We start from the raw sequence: 18,649 nt of genomic DNA on the forward strand, positions 1-18,649 counted from the left end.
ATGTAACCACCAGGCCGACTCGCGCGATCACCCGACCGTACTGCTGTCGTCAGGTGCCGGAAGGCGACTCACCTCATTGTGTTAGCCGTTGTAAGCGCGTTGAGCATCTTTCGTTGCTCGTCGTAGTTGGTCATAGCCGCTTCCAGGCCACGCATTTGACGCTCTCTACGTTGAGTGGGCTCCAATGCCCAGACCGCCTGCGCGGCCCCCAGGAGACCAGCCCGCAGAACCGTGAAGTAGGCCGCCGGGTAGGCGGTCTGCGTCTTGGCCATGGAGTCGAGGGCGAACTCCAGGTGCTCAACGGCAGTAAGCAGCCCGTGCCACGCAACGCTGGAGACCGGGTGGCTAGGGAAGAGTCAACACACAATGACCCTCCACGGTGTACGGGGCGACGCGAGGCGGGTGCGACGGTTGGTGCCCCGCCTCCAACAGCATTTGGGAGGCGCCGGCCCAGCTGATGCAGAAGCCGTCGTTGAGTACAACGAACGCGGCGACCTCCTCGCCCGTCTCGCACGGCAGAAGGATGGTCCTGCCTATGGAGCCGTCCGGCGGGATTCCTTCCAGGGTTCGACCGCCTCTATCCCTCGGATACGCGAGCCAGAGTGTGCCATCCGCCGACAGGCGAGACCTCGGGCGGCCTGTCCCCGCGTACGCCTTCTCCCAGTGCACGGCTCCCGAGACGTCGACCATCGTCACGACTGTTTCACGAGGGCTGGACCCGTAACTGGTCACGTACAGAGGCCCGGATGGGTCTCGGGCGGCCGCGGACCAGATCTGCCCCGGCATGACGATGCGCGACGAAAGGCTCATGCGTTCGGATCCTGCCCCATCGCCCCTGACCCTGTCTGGGAGGTGATCACTGACATCGCCCAGTCTCCCGCCTGATCACAACCGCCGAGATGGGTCAGATCGCTGATCACTCTCAGCGGGAAGCGTGTATTTCTACTGGGAACGGACACGAAGGGTGCCGCCCGGGGTGGAGTTGGTTCATGAAACAACACGAACGATCGTGCTAATATCTGCTCATTGGCTCGCCATCGGCATCTGGCTGCCCTGAGGAGAATTCCGGAGAACCCGCACATGCACCCCATGGCTTCACTCCTGAGCACCACCCTCAACATCACCAGCCGGCTCGCCCCGGGACTGGCCGGGCCCCGGGTCTTCGCGCTCTTCGTCCGCCCCCTCGGGCGCGCGCGACTACGGCCAGAGGAGGCAGAGGTGATGGCGCGGGCGGAGACCGGGCGGATGGTCGTACACGGCACGGCCGTGACCACCTACCGCTGGGGGGACGGGGGCCGGCCCGTGCTGCTCGTGCACGGCTGGTCCTCGCGCGCCTCGCGGTTCGCCGGCTTCGTCGACGCCCTGTGCGCCCAGGGCCGTACCGTGATCGCCTTCGACGCACCGGGGCACGGGGAGTCGGAGGGCCGGGCCTCCACGATCCGCGACTACCGCGCCATCATCGGCCGACTGCGCGCGGAGCACGGGGACTTCTCGGCCGTCGTGGCCCACTCCTTCGGCGTGCTCGCCACCTTCTCCATGCTGCACGACGGCATGCAGGCCGACCGTGTCGTCGGCATCGGGGGCGTGGCCCACTTCGACTACCTGGTGGAGCGGTTCCGGGCGGGGCTGAACCTCGGCGAGGGAGTCGCGCGCGCCCTGCGCACCCATGTCGAGCGCCGTCTCTTCCCCGGTGACCCCGATATCTGGCAGCGCCTCGACGCCCGCCGTCGCCTCCCCGGAACGCGGGCGCCGATCCTCCTCTTCCACGACACGGAGGACGATGTGATCGATCCCGCCCAGTCCCGCGCGATCGCCGCCGCCTACGGCCCGCAGGCCCGCCTGATCGAGACCACGGGCCTTGGCCACCGCCGCATCCTGGCCGACCCCGACATCATCGCGACGGCGGTCGATTTCGCACTGTCCGAGCCCGCGACCACGCCTGCGCCCGCGACCGTGCGACGGGCATGAGCAGAGGGGTCAGGAAGGCGAGGTGAACGAAGGCGGCCGTTCCGGGAGTTCGTCCGGAGCGGCCGCCACCTCGCGCAGCCGGCGTAGGATCGCCCGGCCGGCCCGCTCGTATGCCAGCGGGTCGCCGTGCAGGACGGAATGCGCGTTGGCCAGTTCCATCAGGGCCGTCAACTCGAAGGCGACCTGCGGTACCTCGTCCGCGTCGGACGCGTCCCGGAACCCGCCCGTCAGCCGCGCCTCCTCCAGCAGCCGCTCGATGTAACGCGTCCAGTCGGACCGCGCCTTGGCGATCTCGTCCCGTACGGGGCCGGGGCGCGCATCGAATTCCGCGGAGACGGAGTAGAAGAAGCATCCGCCGGGGAAGACCCGGCGCCCGGAGTAGTCGAGCCAGCGCTCGCACAGCCGCCACACCTTGGCGAGACCGTCGGGGTCCCGGTGCACGGGCCGCACCACCTCGTCCTTGAACACGTCCACGGCGGCACGGACGGTGGCGAGCTGCAGATCCTCCTTGGAGCCGAAGAGCGCGAACACCCCGCTCTTGCTCAGGCCGAGATCCGCGGCGATCTTCCCCAGGGACAGGCCTTCCAGGCCGTCCACGGAAGCGATGTTCATCGTCCGGTCGAGAACGGCCCGCCGCGTCTGGTTGCCGCGTTCCACGCGTCCGTCAGCCATGGCGCCATCTTACCGAACGCACGGTCGTTCACTCGGTGGAGGAAGAGGGCCGCTGTCAGTGGCGGGTGCGATGCTCGAAGAGGAAGGACAGCGCTCGAAGAACCGAAGAACCGGGGCCGGAAGGAGTGTGGACCATGCTCACCACCGACTACAAGGACGGCTCCCCGAACTGGGTGGATCTCGGCACGCCGGACATCGGAGGCGCAGCCGACTTCTACGGGGCACTGTTCGGATGGGACTTCCAGGCGGGCAGCGAGGAGGTCGGCGGGTACGGGATGTTCCACCTCGGCGGCAAGACGGTCGCGGGCGGTATGACCGTTCCGGCGGAGCAGGGACCCTGCGCCTGGCAGGTGTACTTCCAGAGCGCGGACGCGGACGCGACGGCCTCCGCCGTGACGAAGGCCGGAGGCACGGTGACGTTCGAGCCGATGAGCGTGCTGGACTACGGCCGGATGGCGATATGCGCCGACCCGGCGGGCGTGGGTTTCGGGGTGTGGCAGCCGAGGGCGAACACCGGCCTGGGTGCGGTGACGGACGTGGGCACCTTGTGCTGGACGGAGCTGTACACGGGCGACGTGGCCGGGGCCGCCGAGTTCTATCGCGCGGTCTTCGGCTGGGAGACCGGCGAAATGCCCTACGAGGGCGGTACGTACACGATGGCCAAACCGGCCGGCACGTCGGACGAGGCGGCCTTCGGCGGCCTGGTGCCGATCTCGACCGACCCGGTGGAGGATGCCGAACGGCCCTACTGGACGCCGTACTTCGAGGTGGCCGACTGTGACGCGGCGGCGGCGAAGGCGGAAGAGGCGGGCGGCAAGGTGCGCCTCACCCCGGAGTCCATGGAGGGAGTCGGCCGGTTCGCCAAGCTGGCGGACCCCTTCGGGGCACGGTTCGCGGTCATAGCCAGCGCACCCGCATCCGGGTCATGACGAGCTGTTGATCAGTCGTTGATCGGACGTCCATCGGCAGCGGTCAGGATCTCCGGCATGTCGATTAACACCACTGCCGCAACCACTGACACCGCTTGGTACGACCTCGCCCTGTGCGCCCAGACGGGCCCCGGCTTCTTCTTCCCGGAGCCCGGCTCCTCGCTGCGCGACGCGAAGCGGCTCTGCGGGGCCTGCGAGGGGCGGACGGCGTGCTTGGAGTACGCCCTGGCCAATGACGAGCGCTTCGGAGTCTGGGGCGGCCTCTCGGAGGCCGAGCGCCAGGCCCTGCGCCCCCGCCGCAGCTGATCAGGTGCGCGTCCCCTTCCCGCTCCCACGGACCAGCCCCACACGCCGCGCGAGGTCGAACCCCTCACCACCACACTCCTCCCGGCGCGGCGTGTGGGGCACGACGCGCACGGGATAGTGCCCCCCGACGGGAGATACGACGCCACCGAAGCGGGGGTCTCCGGCGAACCAGATCCGGTCTGGGTGGTCTCCCTCCAGTGTTGCCGGCTCGACGGGGAACGGGATGATCCGAAACATGGCCGTGAACTCTTCCCTGAACGGGATGGCGATGGTCGCGGGACTTCCGGGCGGCCTGCGCGGGTGTCGGCACGGCAACTCGCGCCAGGGATAGGCCTGGAGCACAGCTACGACCCGGTGCCGGCGGAAGTAGGCGACGATCACCCAGGGCAAATAGGGCGTGACAAGAATGATCATGAGGGCGAGAGCCATTCCCGCGTAGGGAACGGAGCCGATGCAGGCGAGGGCGGCCAGTGGAGGACCGCCGAGGCTGAGCACCCAACTGAGGCGGCGGACGGCCAGCCGTTTATAGCCGGCCACCGTCGGAGGGTGGTCCCAGGCAGCCTTGGTGAGCGTGACGCTCATAGGAGCACCTCCAGGATGCGTGACGTCCCGGAGGCCTTCGGCGCGATCGGGTCGGGATCGGTGAACTGGAGGGTGTGCGCGACTGCTTCGAGGATGTCCGTATAGGCGGCGGCATGCTCGGTGCAGGCGCTGGTCAGGTCGAGGACGAGCACGTGGCGTCCATCCGGATGCACCGTCGCGATCCTGGCCTGAAACAGGTGATGCTCAATATCTGGAACGGTAATGATCCCGGCGACCAGACAGCACGGAAGAGTCGACGGCAGATCGATGAACCTGCGGACTGCGCTGGTCCACAGCGTTGAGCGGGCGATGGCCAAAGCCGTACGTGCCACGGCGAGTCGGGGGTTGGGCTGCCCGACCTGCCGGATCGTCAGGGAGAACAGTGAGGTCGTGAGCCCGACCGGCTCCTCGGGATGGAGGCCGAGGGCGGTGTGCACGACGTCGTGCCCCGCCAGTTCCTCAAGGCTGTCCGTGAGTTCGGAGAGTTCCCCTTGGGCGGCTGGGCTGTCCAAGGCTTGCGCGAACGCGTTTAAGGATGCTGCATCGCCAGGGCCGATGTCATGGAAGCCCGGGGGCAGACGGAACCAGACCGGCGGCAAGCTGCTCTTCTGTGTCATGGCCGCAGCGCCGACCAGACGTGGCTCGTTTTCCTGATGGCTGAAGGAGTATCGTCCAGGACCCCTCGGGTGCCGTCCACAGCCGTCGAGCTGTGTTCGACTGCTTCGCTGTCCGGGCCGTAGTCCCCTGCGGCGGTCAGTGCACCGGTACCCGCCACTGCCACGCCCACCCGGTCTCTGGCGTTCTGACTCGATGAACGCATGGCCCAGCCGGTGAGCGGACTGTCCAGCTGCCGCAGGTCGTCCGAGGTGCTCCATGCCGCATGCCTGAACGCGGTGGCCCCGGGAGCCAGCCCCACCACCGCGCTGCCTTCCGGAGCGGCGGCCATCGCCGCTCGGGCGGCTGCCGTGCCCGCCTTGGCGCCGGAGGCGACCGCTGCGACACCCGGTACCGCGCCGACCGTGTCTCCGAGGAGCGTCACGCTGCTCTTCCAGAAGTCCGCGTCGAACTGGCCCTTCGTGAAGCCGTCGGACAGGGACTTGCGGAACTTCGGGTCCGAGGTGTGCATCGCCAGAGCGGCCAAGGACAGGCCGCTCCCGACGAGCATGATCGCGAGTCCTGCCGGCGGGCAGACAAGGGCCACGCCCGCCCCGATCGCACCCAGGATCGCCGACGCGTTCGACATCGCGTCCGCCGGGTCGTCGACGATCTTGTTCCAGATGGAGGCCAGCAGGCCCGGTTCCTTCGGGGCCAGTCGGTCCGTCGCCGCGTTCAGGGTCTGGGCCACCCGGCGGGCGGCCGCGCCGTGCTCGGCGGCGAGTTCGCGGGCCAGGCGGCGGGCATCGGTGAGGGCTTCCTCCGTCTTCGCCGCCGCGGCCTGGGCCTCGTACCGGGTGGCCAGCGCGCGGTGGGAGACCAGGGTGTCGTGCCATCCCGTGAGCCGGCGGGCCGCCTCCGCGAGGGAGGTGTGGGCCGCGCCGAGGTAGCGGGGGAGGTCCTGCGAGAGGGAGGCGCGGAAGGCGGTGGCGGCCTCGCCCTGCCAGGCCGAGCTGTGGGAGACCAGATCCTTCACCACCCGGGAGGCCTCCCCGAGGGAGGTGGCCGAGGCGCTGAGCTTCTTGGCCAGGGCCAGGACCGTCGCGGGATTTCCGGGGGCCGGGTCGAAGCCCAGCGCCGCGTGCTCAGTCACGCGCGGCCGCCGCCCGGAGGAAGGCCGCACGGACGGCCTGATCGAGCTCCGCGTACTCCGCTGCGCTGCGGTCCACGCCTTCCCGGACGTCCTTGACGCGTTTGGTCAGCTCCTGCGTGCCGTAGGCCCAGCGTTCCTGGAAGCCGTCACACGCCGCGTCGAGGTCCGCGGTGCCCAGCTGGTCGGGTCGTACGTGGTCCAGCGCGCGCCGGGCCTCCCGCAGGGAGACCAGGGAGGAGTCCAGGGCGCGTGTCAGACGGGTCAGCTGGTCGATGTCCACCTGGAGCGAGGTCATGACGCGAAACCCTGGCAGAGCGCGGCTCTGCCAGGGCAATCGGCATCACTCGCCCGAGCGAGCGGAAATCGGTCAGCCCTTGCGGGCGGCGATGCGGGCCGCGCGGGCGGCCAGCTTCTCGTCGAACTTGCGGGCCTCGGAGTCCAGGCCGTTCATGAACAGCCCGAGCTCCTCCTGGGCCTTCTGGCCCTCGGGGCCGAGGCCGTCGATGTCCATGATCTTGAGGAAGCGGATCACGGGGCTCAGTACGTCGTCGTGGTGGATCCGCAGGTTGTAGACCCCGCCGATGGCCATCTGCGCGGCCATCCGCTCGAAGCCGGGCATGCCGTGTCCGGGCATCCGGAAGTTGACGACGACGTCCCGCACGGCCTGCATGGTCAGGTCCGGGGCGATCTCGAAGGCCGCACCCAGCAGGTTGCGGTAGAAGACCATGTGCAGGTTCTCGTCCTGCGCGATGCGGGCCAGCATCCGGTCGCAGACCGGGTCACCGGACTGGTGGCCGGTGTTGCGGTGCGAGATGCGGGTCGCGAGCTCCTGGAAGGCCACGTACGCCACCGAGTGCAGCATGGAGTGGCGGTTGTCGGACTCGAACCCCTCCGACATGTGCTGCATGCGGAAGGCTTCCAGCTTGTCCGGGTCCACGGCGCGCGAGGCCAGCAGGTAGTCACGCATCACGATGCCGTGGCGGCCCTCCTCGGCGGTCCAGCGGTGCACCCACGTGCCCCAGGCGCCGTTGCGGCCGAAAAGCGTCGCGATCTCGTGGTGGTAGCTGGGGAGGTTGTCCTCGGTCAGCAGGTTCACGACCAGCGCGATCTTGCCGATGTCGGTGACCTTGGACTGCTGGGGGTCCCAGGCTTCGCCGTCCTCGAAGAAGCCCGGGAAGTTCCGGCCCTCGCTCCACGGGACGTACTCGTGGGGCATCCAGTCCTTGGTGACCTTCAGATGGCGGTTGAGCTCCTTTTCGACCACCTCTTCCAGCGCGAACAGCAGCTTGGCGTCCGTCCACGCCTCCGAGCTGCCGAGGTGGGGAGAGGTGATCGTCACGGGTACTCCTGGGTGCAAAGCGAATTACCTACGGTTCCGTAGCCTACGGAGTCGTAGGTTAAGCGTGACATCAAGGCCAGCCAACCCCCCGGCAGGTGTATGTCCGGTTACGTCCAGTTATCTATGCAGTTTACGAGGGGTCTGAGAGGGGTTTGGGGGGCCAAAATCACGCCGACAGGTGGTTTGCCGCCCCCGTTTTTGACGGAAGAAATCGGTTCCGCTTCGCCGGGGCCGCGGCGATCCGGCCCTGGCCGCTCACACGCAGGCAGGCCGATGGGGGTCGAGAGCGGGTGCGGGACCCGGGACCGGCACCACTGCCTCCGCTTCCGCTTCCGCCTCCGTCTCCGCCGCCGGTACCGATACCAGCGGCGGAGGCGCAGTCTCACTCACTCGACCACAGCCTCTCCCGGACCTCCTCGGCCGTCGTCGGCCGCAGCTCGCCGTCCAGCAGCAGCCATCGGGTGATGCCGATCGACTCCAGGAACGGCACGTCGTGGCTCGCCACCACGAGTGCGCCCTCGTACGACTCCAGCGCATCGGTCAGCTGCCGCACGCTCGACAGGTCCAGGTTGTTCGTCGGCTCGTCCAGCATGAGCAGCTGCGGAGCCGGCTCCGCCAGCAGCAGGGCCGCCAGTGCCGCCCGGAAGCGTTCGCCGCCCGACAGCGTGCCGGCCGGGCGGTCCGCCCGGGCGCCGCGGAAGAGGAAGTGCGCGAGCCGGGCCCGGATCAGGTTGTTGGTGGCCTGCGGGGCGAACCGCGCCACGTTCTCCACCACCGAACGGCTCTCGTCCAGCACGTCGAGGCGCTGCGGCAGGAACCGCGTCGGCACGTGCGCCACCACCGCCCCGGACACCGGCGGGAGCTGCCCCGCGATCGTGCGCAGCAGCGTGGTCTTGCCCGAGCCGTTGCGGCCCACCAGGGCGATCCGCTCCGGCCCCCGCAGTTCCCACTCACCCGGTACGGCGGCTCCGTGGGCCAGGTGCAGATCGCTCAGGGTCAGGACCTGCCGCCCCGGCGGGACCTGGGTGGCGGGCAGCTGGATCCGGATCTCGTCGTCGTCGCGCACCGCCTCCACCGCCTGGTCCAGGCGTTCCTTCGCCTGCGCCAGCTTCTCGGTGTGCATGATCCGGTGCTTGCCCGCCGATTCCTGGGCCGCGCGCTTGCGCGCACCCATCACGATCTTCGGCTCGCGCTTGTTGTCGTACATCTTCTGCCCGTACCGCTTGCGCCGCGCCAATTTGACCTGGGCGTCAGCCAGTTCGCGCTTCTGCCGCTGTACATCGGCCTCCGCGACCCGGACCATCCGCTCGGCGGACTCCTGCTCGGCGGCGAGCATGTCCTCGTACGCCGTGAAGTTGCCCCCGTACCAGCGGACTTCGCCGTCGCGCAGGTCGGCGATCTGGTCGACCCGCTCCAGCAGTTCCCGGTCGTGGCTGACCAGGAGCATCACCCCGGACCAGGACTCGACCGCCGCGTACAGGCGGCTGCGGGCCCGCAGGTCCAGGTTGTTGGTGGGTTCGTCCAGCAGCAGGACGTCGGGGCGGGCGAGCAGCAGGGCGGCCAGCCTCAGCAGCACGGACTCGCCGCCCGAGAGCTCGCCGACGGTACGGTCCAGGCCGATCCGGGCGAGTCCGAGCTGGTCGAGCGTGGCCAGGGCCCGCTCCTCCACGTCCCAGTCGTCGCCGACGGCGGTGAAGTTCGCCTCGGTGGCCTCGCCCGCCTCGATGGCGTGCAGCGCGGCCCGGGTGGTGTGGATGCCGAGCGCCTCGTCCACGCGCAGCGTGGTGTCGAGGGTGACGTTCTGCGGGAGGTAGCCGACCGAGCCGGCGACGGAGGACTGGCCCTCGGCCGGGGTCAGTTCGCCGGCGATCAGCTTCAGCAGGGTGGATTTCCCGCAGCCGTTGAGCCCGATCAGGCCGGTTCGGCCCGGGCCGACGGCGAGTTGGAACCCGTCGAAGACGGGAGTGCCGTCGGGCCAGTCGAAGGACAGTGCGGAGCAGGTGATGAAAGAAGGGGCGTTACTCATGGAGGCCTCCAGGTTGCGTGAGTGGTGCGTGCAACGCGGGGAGACAGCCGACGGCTCAGCCGTGGGGCGTGGTGGTCGGTGTCTCGAACCTCAGACGAGCAATGTCCTGCTCCGTTTCGACGGTGATGGGCCGTCTTCGAAGCTACGGGCGGCCGCAGCCGCCCGCAAACCAATTAACTCAGCAGGTGTCGCGCATCAGCTCGGCCAGGCTGTGGTCCATGTCCAGGTAGAGGTGTTCGAGCCCGGGCGGCACCACGGCCGCCGCCCGCTCCAGGAAGCGGTGGAGCTCGGCCGTCAGCATCAGCACGATCGCGACGCCCTCCGTCGCGTGGAACTCGATGGTGGTCCGGTCGCCGTCGTACGGGCGTACGCGTACGTCGCCACAGCCCGACGGGCGGTCCAGCCCGGACTCCAGCAGCTCGCGCGAGAAGGTCCACGAGACCTCGACGCCCTCCAGCGTGGCCGGGGCGGGGAACGCCATGCGCACGGCGAACGGATCCGCGCGGTCGTAGCAGAGGGTGACGGGCACGGTCTCGACCTTCGGCGCGGTGGCGACCAGACGGGCCTGTGCGGCCTGCTCGATGACAGTGATCAAGGCTCACTCCCTTGCGGCGGATCTGCTGCCGGACTGTGGGGTGGGCCCGGCAACCCGATAGACGCCGGAATCGGCAAATCCGTGCATGGGCCGTTGAGTGAGCTGTGTCACCGATTGGCTTGAACCAATCCGTGTGATCGCACAGAGTGACCGGACGGTGGATGTGCCCGAAGGCGGACCCGATCCGCGGCGGGTCCGGGGCGCCCCGGAGAAGGGCTGGTTACCGATCACTCCACAGGCGTAAGGGTCCGCATCAAGGCCGCGTAGAGGGTGGCGGAGACGACCATGCCGACGGGCAGGGAGAGGTCGAGGCCGCCCAGGGCCGAGGCGATCGGCCCGGTGTGGAGCGTGTCGACGCAGAGGGCGGCCGCGCCCACCCCGGCCGCGAGCGCGAGGGCGCCCGCCGGGCTGACGCCACCCGTGTACCAGAAGGGGCTGCCGGGGGTTTCGTCCGCGAGCGCCCGGCCGTCGTAGCGGAACCGGCGCAGCAGGATGTCGGTCGCGTAGATCGCCATGACGGGGCCGATCAGGACGACGATCAGCTGGAGGGAGTTGCTGACGGTGTCCAGGAGGTTGGAGACGAGCAGGCCGTAAAGGGTCAGGGCGACGGCGACGGCCCCGTCGAACAGGACGCTGACGGAGCGCCGGATGCGGATGCCGACGGCCTGCAGGGCGAGTCCGGCGCTGTAGGCGGTCAGGGCGTTGACGGAGATCGTGCCGAGGATCAGGGCGAGCAGGAAGACCGGGTAGAACCACCCGGGCAGGATCTTCTGCAGTGCGGCCTGGGGGTCGCTCATGTCGACCGCGGTCGCGGCGAACGCGCCCAGGGAGCAGACGGCGACGCTGGGCAGGAAGGCTCCGAGGGCGGTCCAGCCGATGATCGCCTTCCGTGAGGACGTGCGGGGCAGGTAGCGGGAGAAGTCGGCGCTGGTGGTGTACGAGAGCGGGCCCGAGGCGATGAGGGTGGTGCCGGCGAGGAGCACGGCCCACAGGCCGGTGCCGGTCAGGGGTGGGGCGGGCCGGTAGGAGAAGTCCGCGTGGCCGAGCACGGCGAATCCGACGACGGTGAAGGCGGTGGCCAGGGCCAGGGTCATCGGGAGGTAGAGCTTCATGATCATCGCGTGGCCGTACACGCTGATGGCCAGGGTGAGCGCGGCGATGGTCACGATCACGACGGCCTTGATCCCGGTGTTCGCCGTGATGCCGGCCCGTTCCACGAGGGCGAAGGCGGCGGCCGCGGCGGCGGCCAGGTTGAGGGCGAAGTAGCAGACGGAGACCAGCCAGCCGCCGACCGCGTTCATCACGCGGTTGCCGATGACTCCGTACATGGCCCGGGTGATCACCTCGCTGGGCGCCCCGGCGGCCGGGCCCGAGGTGGCGAGCAGGCCGGTGAGCAGCCAGAACAGGTTGCCGACCACGATCACGGCGACGGACTGCCACAGGCTCAGCCCCATGAGGACGAGCGCGCCGCCGATCACCAGGCTGAGGTAGTTGACGTTCGCCGCCGCCCAGACGGAGAAGAGGTCCCGGGGGCGGCCGTGGCGCTCGGCATCGGGGATGTGGTCGATGCCGTGGGCCTCGATGCGGGTGGCCCGTTCCGGGGCCGGTGCGGCCTGTCCGAGCGCTCCGGGGGCCGGGTGCGAACCGGGAGACGGGTCGGGAATCGGGGACGCCATGCGGGACCTCCGGGTGCTGGGCGTGTCCGCCTCGCTTGCTTATTGGTCGCACACTCAATAGCATCCCCGGTATGTCGTCAAGCGTCCAGCGCAAGCGGATCCGCAAGTCCCCGGAGGCCCGCCGGGCCGAGATCGTCGGCACGGCCGCAGCCGTCGCCCTGGCCGAAGGGCTGGAGTGCCTCACGCTGCGCCGGATCGCCGAGGAGCTCGATGTCCGGCCGGGTCTGATCAGCCACTACTTCCCCTCGGTGGAGGACCTGGTCGCCGAGGCGTTCGGGACGGCCGCCGGAGCCGAGCTGGAAGTCCTGCTGCCGGCCGGAGCGGCCGGGCAGGCCGGCGCGGACGGGCCGCCCGGCGCCGACGGGGGCGCGCCGACCCCGACCGGGCGGCTGGCGCGGTTCTTCGCCCGCACGTCCGGAGAGGCCTACGACGCCATCAGCGGGCTCTGGATCAACGCCCGCCACCTCAGCCGCTACCGGCCCCTCCTGCGCGACCGGGTCGCCGAACAGGAGGCCGCCTGGCGCGGCCGGCTGGAAGCGGTGATCAGCGAGGGCGTCGAGTGCGGCGAGTTCCGCACGGAGGACCCGTACGTGACGGTGATTCAGATCCTCGTCGTCCTGGACGGCCTCGGCGCCCACGCCAACACCGAGGACCGCGGTCGCCCCGAGGCGGTGACCCGGATGGCGGTCACCACCGCGGAACGTGAACTCGGCCTGCCCCACGGCGCCCTCACCGGAGACGCCTGACCCTTCCCCCTCGCCCGACGCCCCCTTCGCCCGACGTCCCCCGTCCGACGTCCCCCCGCCCCGTCGTTCTCGCCCCCGCTGGAGGCTCCGTGCGTACCTCTCTCGTCCTGCTCAACGCCCGACTGCTCGACCCGGCCACGGGCGCGTTCCTGCCGGACTCCGCCCTGGCCGCCTCCGGCGGACAGATCACCGCACTGGGCGACGACCGCCACATCCGTGCGCTCGCCGACGCCTCGGCCACGGTGGTCGACCTCAAGGGGGCGGTCGTGACCCCCGGCCTGGTCGACGGCCACATCCACCCCGTCTCGGGCGCCGAACTGACCCACGGACTGGACCTGTCGGGCTGCACCGACCTGCAGCAGGTACGCGCGACACTCGCCGCCGGCGTACGCGACCTCGCGCCCGGCGCCTGGCTCAGCGGCTGGGGCCTGGACCCGAACGCCTTCGGCGACGGGCCGGTCGAGACCGCCCCCTTCGACTCCGTACTCGACGGCGTGCTCGCCACCCTCCTGCTCTTCGACGCCCACTCCGTGCTGGCCAGCCGGCGCGCCCTCGAACTCGCGGGCGTCGACGGGCCGCGGACCTTCGACCAGGCCTCCGCCGAGGTGGTCTGCGACGCGGCCGGCCGGCCCACCGGCCTGCTCCTGGAGGACGCCGCCTGCGAACTCGTCGAACGCGTCGCCCCGCAGCCCACCCGCGAGGAGCGCCGCGACCGGCTGGCGGCCGCCCTGCACGGGATGGCCGCCGCCGGGCTGACCGGCGGCCACGCCATGGACGCGAACGGGGACAGCCTCGACTTCTACGCCGAACTCGACGCGGCGGGCCGGCTGCCGCTGCGCCTGCGCGTCGCACCCTGGTGCCAGCCCGGCACCGACGCCGACGCCGTACGCGCCCTCATCGCCCAGCAGGGCGCCGGCGGCAGGCTCTGGCGCACCGAGGGCGTGAAGATCTTCATGGACGGCACGATCGACAACGGCACCGCCTGGCTGGAACACCCGGACCGCAACGGCGAGTCCACGCACGCCTTCTGGCCCGACCCCGAGGTCTACACGAGGATCGTGGGCGAGTTCCACCGAGCCGGAGTGCCCACCGCCACCCACGCGATCGGCGACGCCGCCGTACGGCACGTGCTCGACGCCGTCGAGAAGGCCCAGGCCTCCGGCGGGCCCGGGCCCCGGGTGCGCCACAGGGTCGAGCACATCGAGACCGTCCCCGACGACACCCTGCGCCGCTTCGCCGAGCTCGGCGTCATCGCCTCCGTACAGCCCACCCACTGCTGCGACTTCACCCGCGCCGACCACACCGACAACTGGTCCCGCCGACTCGGCGAGGAGCGTGCCTCGCGCGCCTGGCGCTGCCGCGACCTGTGGGACTCCGGAGCCACCGTCGTCCTCGGATCGGACTGGCCGATCGCCCCGTACCCGCCGCTCGGTGTCATGGGCGGCGCCCGCCACCGCCGCCCCAGCCGCGACCTCACCCAGGCCCCGCACGGCCCCGAGCAGGCCCTCACCGCCCTGCAGGCCCTCCAGGGCATGACCGTCAACGCCGCCCGTGCGGCGGGCGAGGAGCACATCGCGGGCCGGATCGCCCTCGGCCACCGCGCCGACCTGACGGTCCTCGCCGGCGACCCGCTCACCGTCGCCGCCACCGAACTGCCGGACCTGCCCGTGCTCCTCACCGCCGTCGACGGCGGCGTGACCCACCGCGACGCGAGCCTGTGACCTGAGAACGAGGGCGGTGGCAGGTGCGGGTGACAGGTGCGGTGGCAGGGGCCGGAAGGCGCTCTGGACGGCGCATCCGGGGTGCGTTAGCTTCCGGCGCCATGAGACTTCTGGAACTCGGAATCGGCATGTGCGCGGCAGCCCTGGTCGTGGGCGCACTGGCCGCCCCCGCCCAGGCCGATGCGGCCCCGGCCCCCGGCCCGGCCCCGGTGGCGCAGGACTTACGCGGCGCCGGATGGGCGCTGAAGGACACCGGGAAGGACGTACGCTTCCGCGGGCTCGCGGCGGTCGGCCGGACCACGGCCTGGGTGGCCGGTTCCAAGGGGACCGTGCTGCGCACGGTGGACGGCGGCCGCAGCTGGCGTGACGTTTCGCCGCCCGGCGCGGTCGCGGAGGCCCTGGAGTTCCGCGACATCGAGGCCTTCGACGCGCGGCGCGCGGTGGCCCTGGCCATCGGGGAGGGCGAGGCCTCCAGGGTGCTGCGCACCGAGGACGGCGGAGCCACCTGGACCGAGGCCTTCCGCAACCCCGACCCGCGCGCCTTCTACGACTGCCTCACCTTCTTCGACGCCCGGCACGGCCTGGCGATGAGCGATCCGGTGGACGGGAAGTTCCGCATCCTGGCCACCGACGACGGCGGGCGGAACTGGCGGGTCCTGCCGAACGCGGGCATGCCCGAGGCGCTGCCGGGCGAGGCGGGCTTCGCCGCGAGCGGCCAGTGCCTGGTCAGCTCCGGCCCGCGCGACGTCTGGCTGGCCACCGGCGGCGGGGCGCAGGCCCGCATCCTGCACTCCGCGGACCGCGGTCTGACCTGGCGGGTCGCCGAATCCACCGTCCCGGCGGGCGATCCGGCGCGCGGGGTCTTCGCCCTCGCCTTCCGGGACCGTACGAGGGGACTCGCGGTCGGCGGTGACTACCGCACCGGGCAGGCCTCCCCGCAGGCCGCGGCCGTGTCCGCCGACGGGGGACGCACCTGGCGCCAGGCGGCGACGCCGCCGCCGGCCTACCGGTCGGGCGCGGCCTGGTTCCCGTACAGCGGGGGGACGGCGCTCGCGGTGGGGCCCACGGGCACCGATGTGACCACGGACGGCGGCCGCAGCTGGCGGTCCCTGGACGCGGGATCCTTCGACACGGTCGACTGCGCGGCCGACACGGGATGCTGGGCCGCGGGGGAGAAGGGACGGGTGGCGCGGCTGGAACGGCGGCGCTGATCAGCCCGCGGGAGTGGGAGTGGGAGTGGGAGCGGGAGCGGGCGCGGGCGGAGCGGCCGGGGGCGCCGGGGCGGTGACCAGGTCCATGCCCGGGTAGCGGCCGGCCGTGAAGCCCGCGGCCCGGTAGACGGACTCGCCGTCGGCGCTGGCGTGCAGCTGGACGTAGTGGATGCCGATGCCGTCGAGCCAGGCGACCAGCGCGTCGACGATCCGGCGGCCGTGGCCGCGCCCGCGGGCGGGCGCGTCGGTGACGATCCCGTCGAGGTAGCCGCGCCGGCCGTCGGTCCACCGGGGGCCGGGCAGGTGGTAGGTGACCCAGGCCATGCCGGTGGCGAGCAGCGGTTCGCCGGGAGCCCCGCCGATGACCAGGCAGTGCATGTTGGGACGGTCGCCCACGCGTTCGAGGAACCAGGCACGGGCGACTTGCCGCCAGGCGGCGTCGGCGGGCCCGGGGTCGACCCCGAGGGCGTCGAGGGCGACGGCGCGCAGGCGTATGAGCTCGGGAACATCGGCGGGAACGGCGAGGCGGGGCTGCATGAACACTCCGGCGGGCAGGGGTGGTCGAGAGGGTGCGGGCGGGTCGAGAGGGTGCGGGCGGGTCGAGAGGGGTGCGGGCGGGTCGAGCCCGCCGAACGGGCCGGACACCGGTCGCAGCACTACGCGACCGGGTTCTCCCGCACCGTCGACAGGTCCGCCGAGGTCTTCGTGGCGATGAACTCGGTGATGGTGTAGGCGCACACGCCCGCCACCGTGAAGGGGTCCTCGGCCGCGATCCGCTCGATCTCGCCCCGGGACACCCCGCCGGCCAGGATCACGCCCCCGTCGCGCGGGACCTTGCGCCCCGACGCGAGGAAGACACCGGCGGCGTAGTAGCCGTCCAGCCAGGCGATGTGAGCGTCCATCTGCTCTTCGACGGACTCGACGGGGGCGGTGTAGGTGAGCTCCATGACGAACATGATCGCCAGGCTACTCTCGCTCCATCATGACGAGTGTGAAGACCCCCGCCGACGAGGCCGAGGCCCGGGCGATACAAGATGAACTGCGCCATCAGGTCGTGCTCACCGAGCCCGGCCCGCCACCCGGCCGCGGCCTTGTCGCGGGCGTGGACGTCGCCTACGACGACGCGCGCGACCTGGTCGCCGCCGCGGCCGTGGTGCTCGACGCCGCGACCCTGGAGGTCGTCGAGGAGGCCACCGCCGTCGGGCACGTCAGCTTCCCGTACGTGCCCGGGCTGCTCGCCTTCCGCGAGCTGCCGACCGTACTGGCCGCCCTCGACTCCCTGAAGACCGAGCCCGGCCTCGTCGTCTGCGACGGCTACGGCCTCGCGCACCCCCGCGGCTTCGGCCTCGCCTGCCACCTCGGCGTGGTCACCGGGCTCCCGGCCATCGGCGTCGCGAAGAATCCGTTCACCTTCACCTACGAGGAACCGGGCGCCCGGCGGGGCGACGCCGCCGCGCTGCTCGCGGCCGACGGGACCGAGGTCGGGCGGGCGCTGCGCACGCAGGACGGGATCAAGCCGGTCTACGTCTCCGTCGGGCACCGGGTCTCGCTGGACAACGCCTGCGCGCACGCCCTGGCGCTGAGCCCCCGCTTCCGGATCCCCGAGACCACCCGCCACGCCGACTCCCTGTGCCGCAGGGCGCTGCGGGAGGCCTCCTGAGGCACCCGGCCGGCGGCGCCGCCGCGGTGCGGCGGGCCCGCCTTCAGCGGGCGTCCGCCACCCGGAAGGTGATCCCCGCCTTCTGGAGGCGGGCGATCAGGGCGTCGCCCATCGCCACGGCCGTCGTCAGCTGACCGGCCGCCTCCGGCAGGGCGTCGTGGGCCAGGCAGAGCGCCGACTCGGCCAGCATCTTCGCCGTCTCGCCGTAGCCGGGGTCCCCGCCCGCCACCTCGGTGAGCACGCGCCGGCCGCCGCCCTCGCCCACGAACCGCACGGTGAACCAGCTGCGCGCGCGGCGTTCCGCGTCCGGCCCCTGGCCCGGCTCCCAGCGGTTCATCAGCCACCGCCGGGCCGGCGGCACCTGGGCCAGGGCCACCGTCGCGCCCAGCGCCGCCGTACCGCCCACCGCGACGGGCAGGTGCTTGACGGAGGCGTAGTGCCGGTAGCGGAAGTCCGGGCCGTACCGCTCCAGCGCGGCCGCCGACCGGGCCACGATCCGCGGGTCCAGGGAGGGCAGCGGCAGCGCCCAGGTTCCGGTCTCCCGGCTGAACCGCGGTGCACCCACCGGCCCGCGGGCCCGCCGCCCCAGCAGGCGGGGCTCGTGCAGCCGGCGGGCGTGCGCGGCCGCCAGGGTCTGGGGGCCGCGGCTCAGCGCGGTCAGCGCGGAGGCCAGGGTGCCGCCGGAGAAGAAGGCGTTGGACCGCATGAACCCGTCGACCGCCAGCGGGACCCCCTGCGGCAGCTGCCGGACCGTGAAGTACGCCCCGAGGTCGGCCGGGATCGAGTCGAAGCCGCAGGCGTGCACGATCCGGGCCCCCGTCTCCCGGGCCCGAGCGTCGTGCTCGACGTACATGCGGTCCACGAACTCCGGCTCGCCGGTGAGGTCCACGTAGTCCGTGCCCGCCTCGGCGCACGCGGCCACGAGCTCCGCCCCGTACCAGATGTACGGGCCCACCGTCGTGGCCAGCACCCGGGTGGACGCGGCCAGCTCGCGCACGGCCGCGGGGTCCTGGGCGTCGGCCCGCAGCAGCGGCAGCCGCGCGCACGCCGGATCGATCGAGGCGAGCCGTTCGCGCAGCCGCTCCAGCTTCGCGGTGTCCCGGCCGGCGAGGGCCCACTTGCAGCCCGCGGGCGCGTGCGCGGCGAGGTACTCGGCGGTGAGCGCGCCCACGAACCCGGTGGCGCCGAACAGCACCACGTCGTAGGCGCGTTCCGGCCGGTCGTGCGGGACAGTTGCGTTCATGAGCGGCTCCTCCCAGGGGGGTTCGGTGGCCGAGGCTAGCGTGATGCCCGGCCGTCAGTGCGAGCGGGTGCGGCGCGCCGGGCCGGGGAGCGCGGTGCCCCGGCGACAGCCCGTAGGTTCCTCCCGGGGCGCCGCGCGGGCCGCCCGCACCACCTGCGGACGGCCGGGGCGGCACCGCGCCCGATCGCGCGGAGCCGGACACCGCCGGGCCGGGCGATCCGCCGGGAG

Annotated in this window: 19 protein-coding genes; 7 read left to right on the forward strand and 12 right to left on the reverse strand. The window is 71.7% G+C overall.

The genetic code is table 11. From position 1 onward, the window contains the following. Positions 1-1,089 precede the first annotated feature (1,089 nt). Positions 1,090-1,968 (forward strand): alpha/beta fold hydrolase, encoded by an 879-nt coding sequence (locus tag ACFY0D_RS11800; protein WP_390798186.1) that lies wholly within the window; start codon positions 1,090-1,092, stop codon positions 1,966-1,968. Between the two features lie 9 nt (positions 1,969-1,977). Here ACFY0D_RS11800 and ACFY0D_RS11805 read toward each other — a convergent pair whose 3' ends face one another. Then, positions 1,978-2,640 (reverse strand): TetR/AcrR family transcriptional regulator, encoded by a 663-nt coding sequence (locus ACFY0D_RS11805; protein WP_390798187.1) that lies wholly within the window; start codon positions 2,638-2,640, stop codon positions 1,978-1,980. A gap of 134 nt (positions 2,641-2,774) precedes the next feature. Here ACFY0D_RS11805 and ACFY0D_RS11810 point away from each other — a divergent pair, with 134 nt between their 5' ends. Beyond that, entirely contained in the window at positions 2,775-3,569 is a 795-nt protein-coding gene (locus ACFY0D_RS11810; RefSeq protein ID WP_390798188.1) for a VOC family protein, read from the forward strand. Positions 3,570-3,626: 57 nt separating this feature from the next. Then, positions 3,627-3,875, forward strand: coding sequence for a WhiB family transcriptional regulator (locus tag ACFY0D_RS11815; RefSeq protein ID WP_351148773.1), 249 nt, complete (start codon positions 3,627-3,629; stop codon positions 3,873-3,875). Here ACFY0D_RS11815 and ACFY0D_RS11820 read toward each other — a convergent pair whose 3' ends face one another. The 8 genes from ACFY0D_RS11820 to ACFY0D_RS11855 all read right to left on the reverse strand — a co-directional run bounded on the left by ACFY0D_RS11820 (position 3,876) and on the right by ACFY0D_RS11855 (position 11,840). Continuing rightward, positions 3,876-4,457 carry a hypothetical protein gene (locus ACFY0D_RS11820; RefSeq protein WP_390798189.1) on the reverse strand — a complete coding sequence of 194 codons (582 nt, stop codon included), beginning with the start codon at positions 4,455-4,457 and terminating at the stop codon, positions 3,876-3,878. It abuts the gene before it with no gap. Next, entirely contained in the window at positions 4,454-5,074 is a 621-nt protein-coding gene (locus tag ACFY0D_RS11825) for a hypothetical protein (RefSeq protein ID WP_390798190.1), read from the reverse strand. The genes ACFY0D_RS11820 and ACFY0D_RS11825 overlap by 4 nt, the downstream gene beginning before the upstream one ends. Further along, positions 5,071-6,204, reverse strand: coding sequence for a hypothetical protein (locus ACFY0D_RS11830; RefSeq protein WP_390798191.1), 1,134 nt, complete (start codon positions 6,202-6,204; stop codon positions 5,071-5,073). Before ACFY0D_RS11830 ends, ACFY0D_RS11825 begins: the two co-directional genes overlap by 4 nt. Further along, positions 6,197-6,499: a hypothetical protein gene (locus ACFY0D_RS11835; RefSeq protein WP_189741076.1), complete on the reverse strand. Its 303-nt coding sequence runs from the start codon at positions 6,497-6,499 to the stop codon at positions 6,197-6,199. The genes ACFY0D_RS11830 and ACFY0D_RS11835 overlap by 8 nt, the downstream gene beginning before the upstream one ends. 72 nt (positions 6,500-6,571) lie before the next feature. Continuing rightward, on the reverse strand, positions 6,572-7,543 hold the full coding sequence (locus tag ACFY0D_RS11840; protein ID WP_390798192.1) for an acyl-ACP desaturase: 972 nt from the start codon (positions 7,541-7,543) through the stop codon (positions 6,572-6,574). 382 nt (positions 7,544-7,925) lie between these two features. Continuing rightward, positions 7,926-9,569 (reverse strand): ABC-F family ATP-binding cassette domain-containing protein, encoded by a 1,644-nt coding sequence (locus tag ACFY0D_RS11845; RefSeq protein ID WP_390798193.1) that lies wholly within the window; start codon positions 9,567-9,569, stop codon positions 7,926-7,928. Between the two features lie 178 nt (positions 9,570-9,747). After that, entirely contained in the window at positions 9,748-10,164 is a 417-nt protein-coding gene (locus tag ACFY0D_RS11850) for an SsgA family sporulation/cell division regulator (protein WP_390798194.1), read from the reverse strand. 227 nt (positions 10,165-10,391) lie between these two features. After that, the gene (locus tag ACFY0D_RS11855; RefSeq protein WP_390798195.1) at positions 10,392-11,840 is read right to left on the reverse strand and encodes a purine-cytosine permease family protein; all 1,449 of its coding nucleotides are present in this window, start codon (positions 11,838-11,840) and stop codon (positions 10,392-10,394) included. 71 nt (positions 11,841-11,911) lie between these two features. Between ACFY0D_RS11855 and ACFY0D_RS11860 the strand changes: the two genes are divergently transcribed. The 3 genes from ACFY0D_RS11860 to ACFY0D_RS11870 all read left to right on the forward strand — a co-directional run bounded on the left by ACFY0D_RS11860 (position 11,912) and on the right by ACFY0D_RS11870 (position 15,518). Further along, on the forward strand, positions 11,912-12,586 hold the full coding sequence (locus tag ACFY0D_RS11860) for a TetR/AcrR family transcriptional regulator (protein WP_390798196.1): 675 nt from the start codon (positions 11,912-11,914) through the stop codon (positions 12,584-12,586). Between the two features lie 89 nt (positions 12,587-12,675). Beyond that, positions 12,676-14,307 carry an amidohydrolase gene (locus ACFY0D_RS11865; protein WP_390798197.1) on the forward strand — a complete coding sequence of 544 codons (1,632 nt, stop codon included), beginning with the start codon at positions 12,676-12,678 and terminating at the stop codon, positions 14,305-14,307. Positions 14,308-14,435: 128 nt separating this feature from the next. Next, positions 14,436-15,518: a WD40/YVTN/BNR-like repeat-containing protein gene (locus ACFY0D_RS11870; protein WP_390798504.1), complete on the forward strand. Its 1,083-nt coding sequence runs from the start codon at positions 14,436-14,438 to the stop codon at positions 15,516-15,518. Here the strand turns inward: ACFY0D_RS11870 and ACFY0D_RS11875 are convergent, their stop codons facing one another. Beyond that, on the reverse strand, positions 15,519-16,055 hold the full coding sequence (locus ACFY0D_RS11875) for a GNAT family N-acetyltransferase (RefSeq protein ID WP_390798198.1): 537 nt from the start codon (positions 16,053-16,055) through the stop codon (positions 15,519-15,521). Between the two features lie 119 nt (positions 16,056-16,174). Continuing rightward, a complete protein-coding gene (locus ACFY0D_RS11880; RefSeq protein WP_390798199.1) occupies positions 16,175-16,474 on the reverse strand; it encodes a YciI family protein in 300 nt (99 codons plus the stop codon). 26 nt (positions 16,475-16,500) lie between these two features. Here ACFY0D_RS11880 and ACFY0D_RS11885 point away from each other — a divergent pair, with 26 nt between their 5' ends. Then, positions 16,501-17,178, forward strand: a complete 678-nt coding sequence (locus ACFY0D_RS11885; protein ID WP_390798200.1) for an endonuclease V — start codon at positions 16,501-16,503, stop codon at positions 17,176-17,178. Between the two features lie 43 nt (positions 17,179-17,221). Here ACFY0D_RS11885 and ACFY0D_RS11890 read toward each other — a convergent pair whose 3' ends face one another. Further along, positions 17,222-18,421, reverse strand: coding sequence for a saccharopine dehydrogenase family protein (locus ACFY0D_RS11890; protein WP_390798201.1), 1,200 nt, complete (start codon positions 18,419-18,421; stop codon positions 17,222-17,224). Positions 18,422-18,649 lie beyond the last annotated feature (228 nt).

It is taken from the genome of Streptomyces sp. NPDC001502, assembly GCF_042894785.1.
In the GTDB taxonomy this organism is placed as follows: domain Bacteria; phylum Actinomycetota; class Actinomycetes; order Streptomycetales; family Streptomycetaceae; genus Streptomyces; species Streptomyces kutzneri.

Excerpts from the sequence above, each read along its gene's own strand:
- ACFY0D_RS11800 (WP_390798186.1), top strand. The coding sequence starts at position 1,090 with ATGGCTTCACTCCTGAGCACCACCCTCAACATCACCAGCCGGCTCGCC.
- ACFY0D_RS11805 (WP_390798187.1), bottom strand. The coding sequence starts at position 2,640 with ATGGCTGACGGACGCGTGGAACGCGGCAACCAGACGCGGCGGGCCGTT.
- ACFY0D_RS11810 (WP_390798188.1), top strand. The coding sequence starts at position 2,775 with ATGCTCACCACCGACTACAAGGACGGCTCCCCGAACTGGGTGGATCTC.
- ACFY0D_RS11815 (WP_351148773.1), top strand. The coding sequence starts at position 3,627 with ATGTCGATTAACACCACTGCCGCAACCACTGACACCGCTTGGTACGAC.
- ACFY0D_RS11820 (WP_390798189.1), bottom strand. The coding sequence starts at position 4,457 with ATGAGCGTCACGCTCACCAAGGCTGCCTGGGACCACCCTCCGACGGTG.
- ACFY0D_RS11825 (WP_390798190.1), bottom strand. The coding sequence starts at position 5,074 with ATGACACAGAAGAGCAGCTTGCCGCCGGTCTGGTTCCGTCTGCCCCCG.
- ACFY0D_RS11835 (WP_189741076.1), bottom strand. The coding sequence starts at position 6,499 with ATGACCTCGCTCCAGGTGGACATCGACCAGCTGACCCGTCTGACACGC.
- ACFY0D_RS11845 (WP_390798193.1), bottom strand. The coding sequence starts at position 9,569 with ATGAGTAACGCCCCTTCTTTCATCACCTGCTCCGCACTGTCCTTCGAC.
- ACFY0D_RS11855 (WP_390798195.1), bottom strand. The coding sequence starts at position 11,840 with ATGGCGTCCCCGATTCCCGACCCGTCTCCCGGTTCGCACCCGGCCCCC.
- ACFY0D_RS11860 (WP_390798196.1), top strand. The coding sequence starts at position 11,912 with ATGTCGTCAAGCGTCCAGCGCAAGCGGATCCGCAAGTCCCCGGAGGCC.
- ACFY0D_RS11870 (WP_390798504.1), top strand. The coding sequence starts at position 14,436 with ATGTGCGCGGCAGCCCTGGTCGTGGGCGCACTGGCCGCCCCCGCCCAG.
- ACFY0D_RS11875 (WP_390798198.1), bottom strand. The coding sequence starts at position 16,055 with ATGCAGCCCCGCCTCGCCGTTCCCGCCGATGTTCCCGAGCTCATACGC.
- ACFY0D_RS11880 (WP_390798199.1), bottom strand. The coding sequence starts at position 16,474 with ATGTTCGTCATGGAGCTCACCTACACCGCCCCCGTCGAGTCCGTCGAA.
- ACFY0D_RS11885 (WP_390798200.1), top strand. The coding sequence starts at position 16,501 with ATGACGAGTGTGAAGACCCCCGCCGACGAGGCCGAGGCCCGGGCGATA.
- ACFY0D_RS11890 (WP_390798201.1), bottom strand. The coding sequence starts at position 18,421 with ATGAACGCAACTGTCCCGCACGACCGGCCGGAACGCGCCTACGACGTG.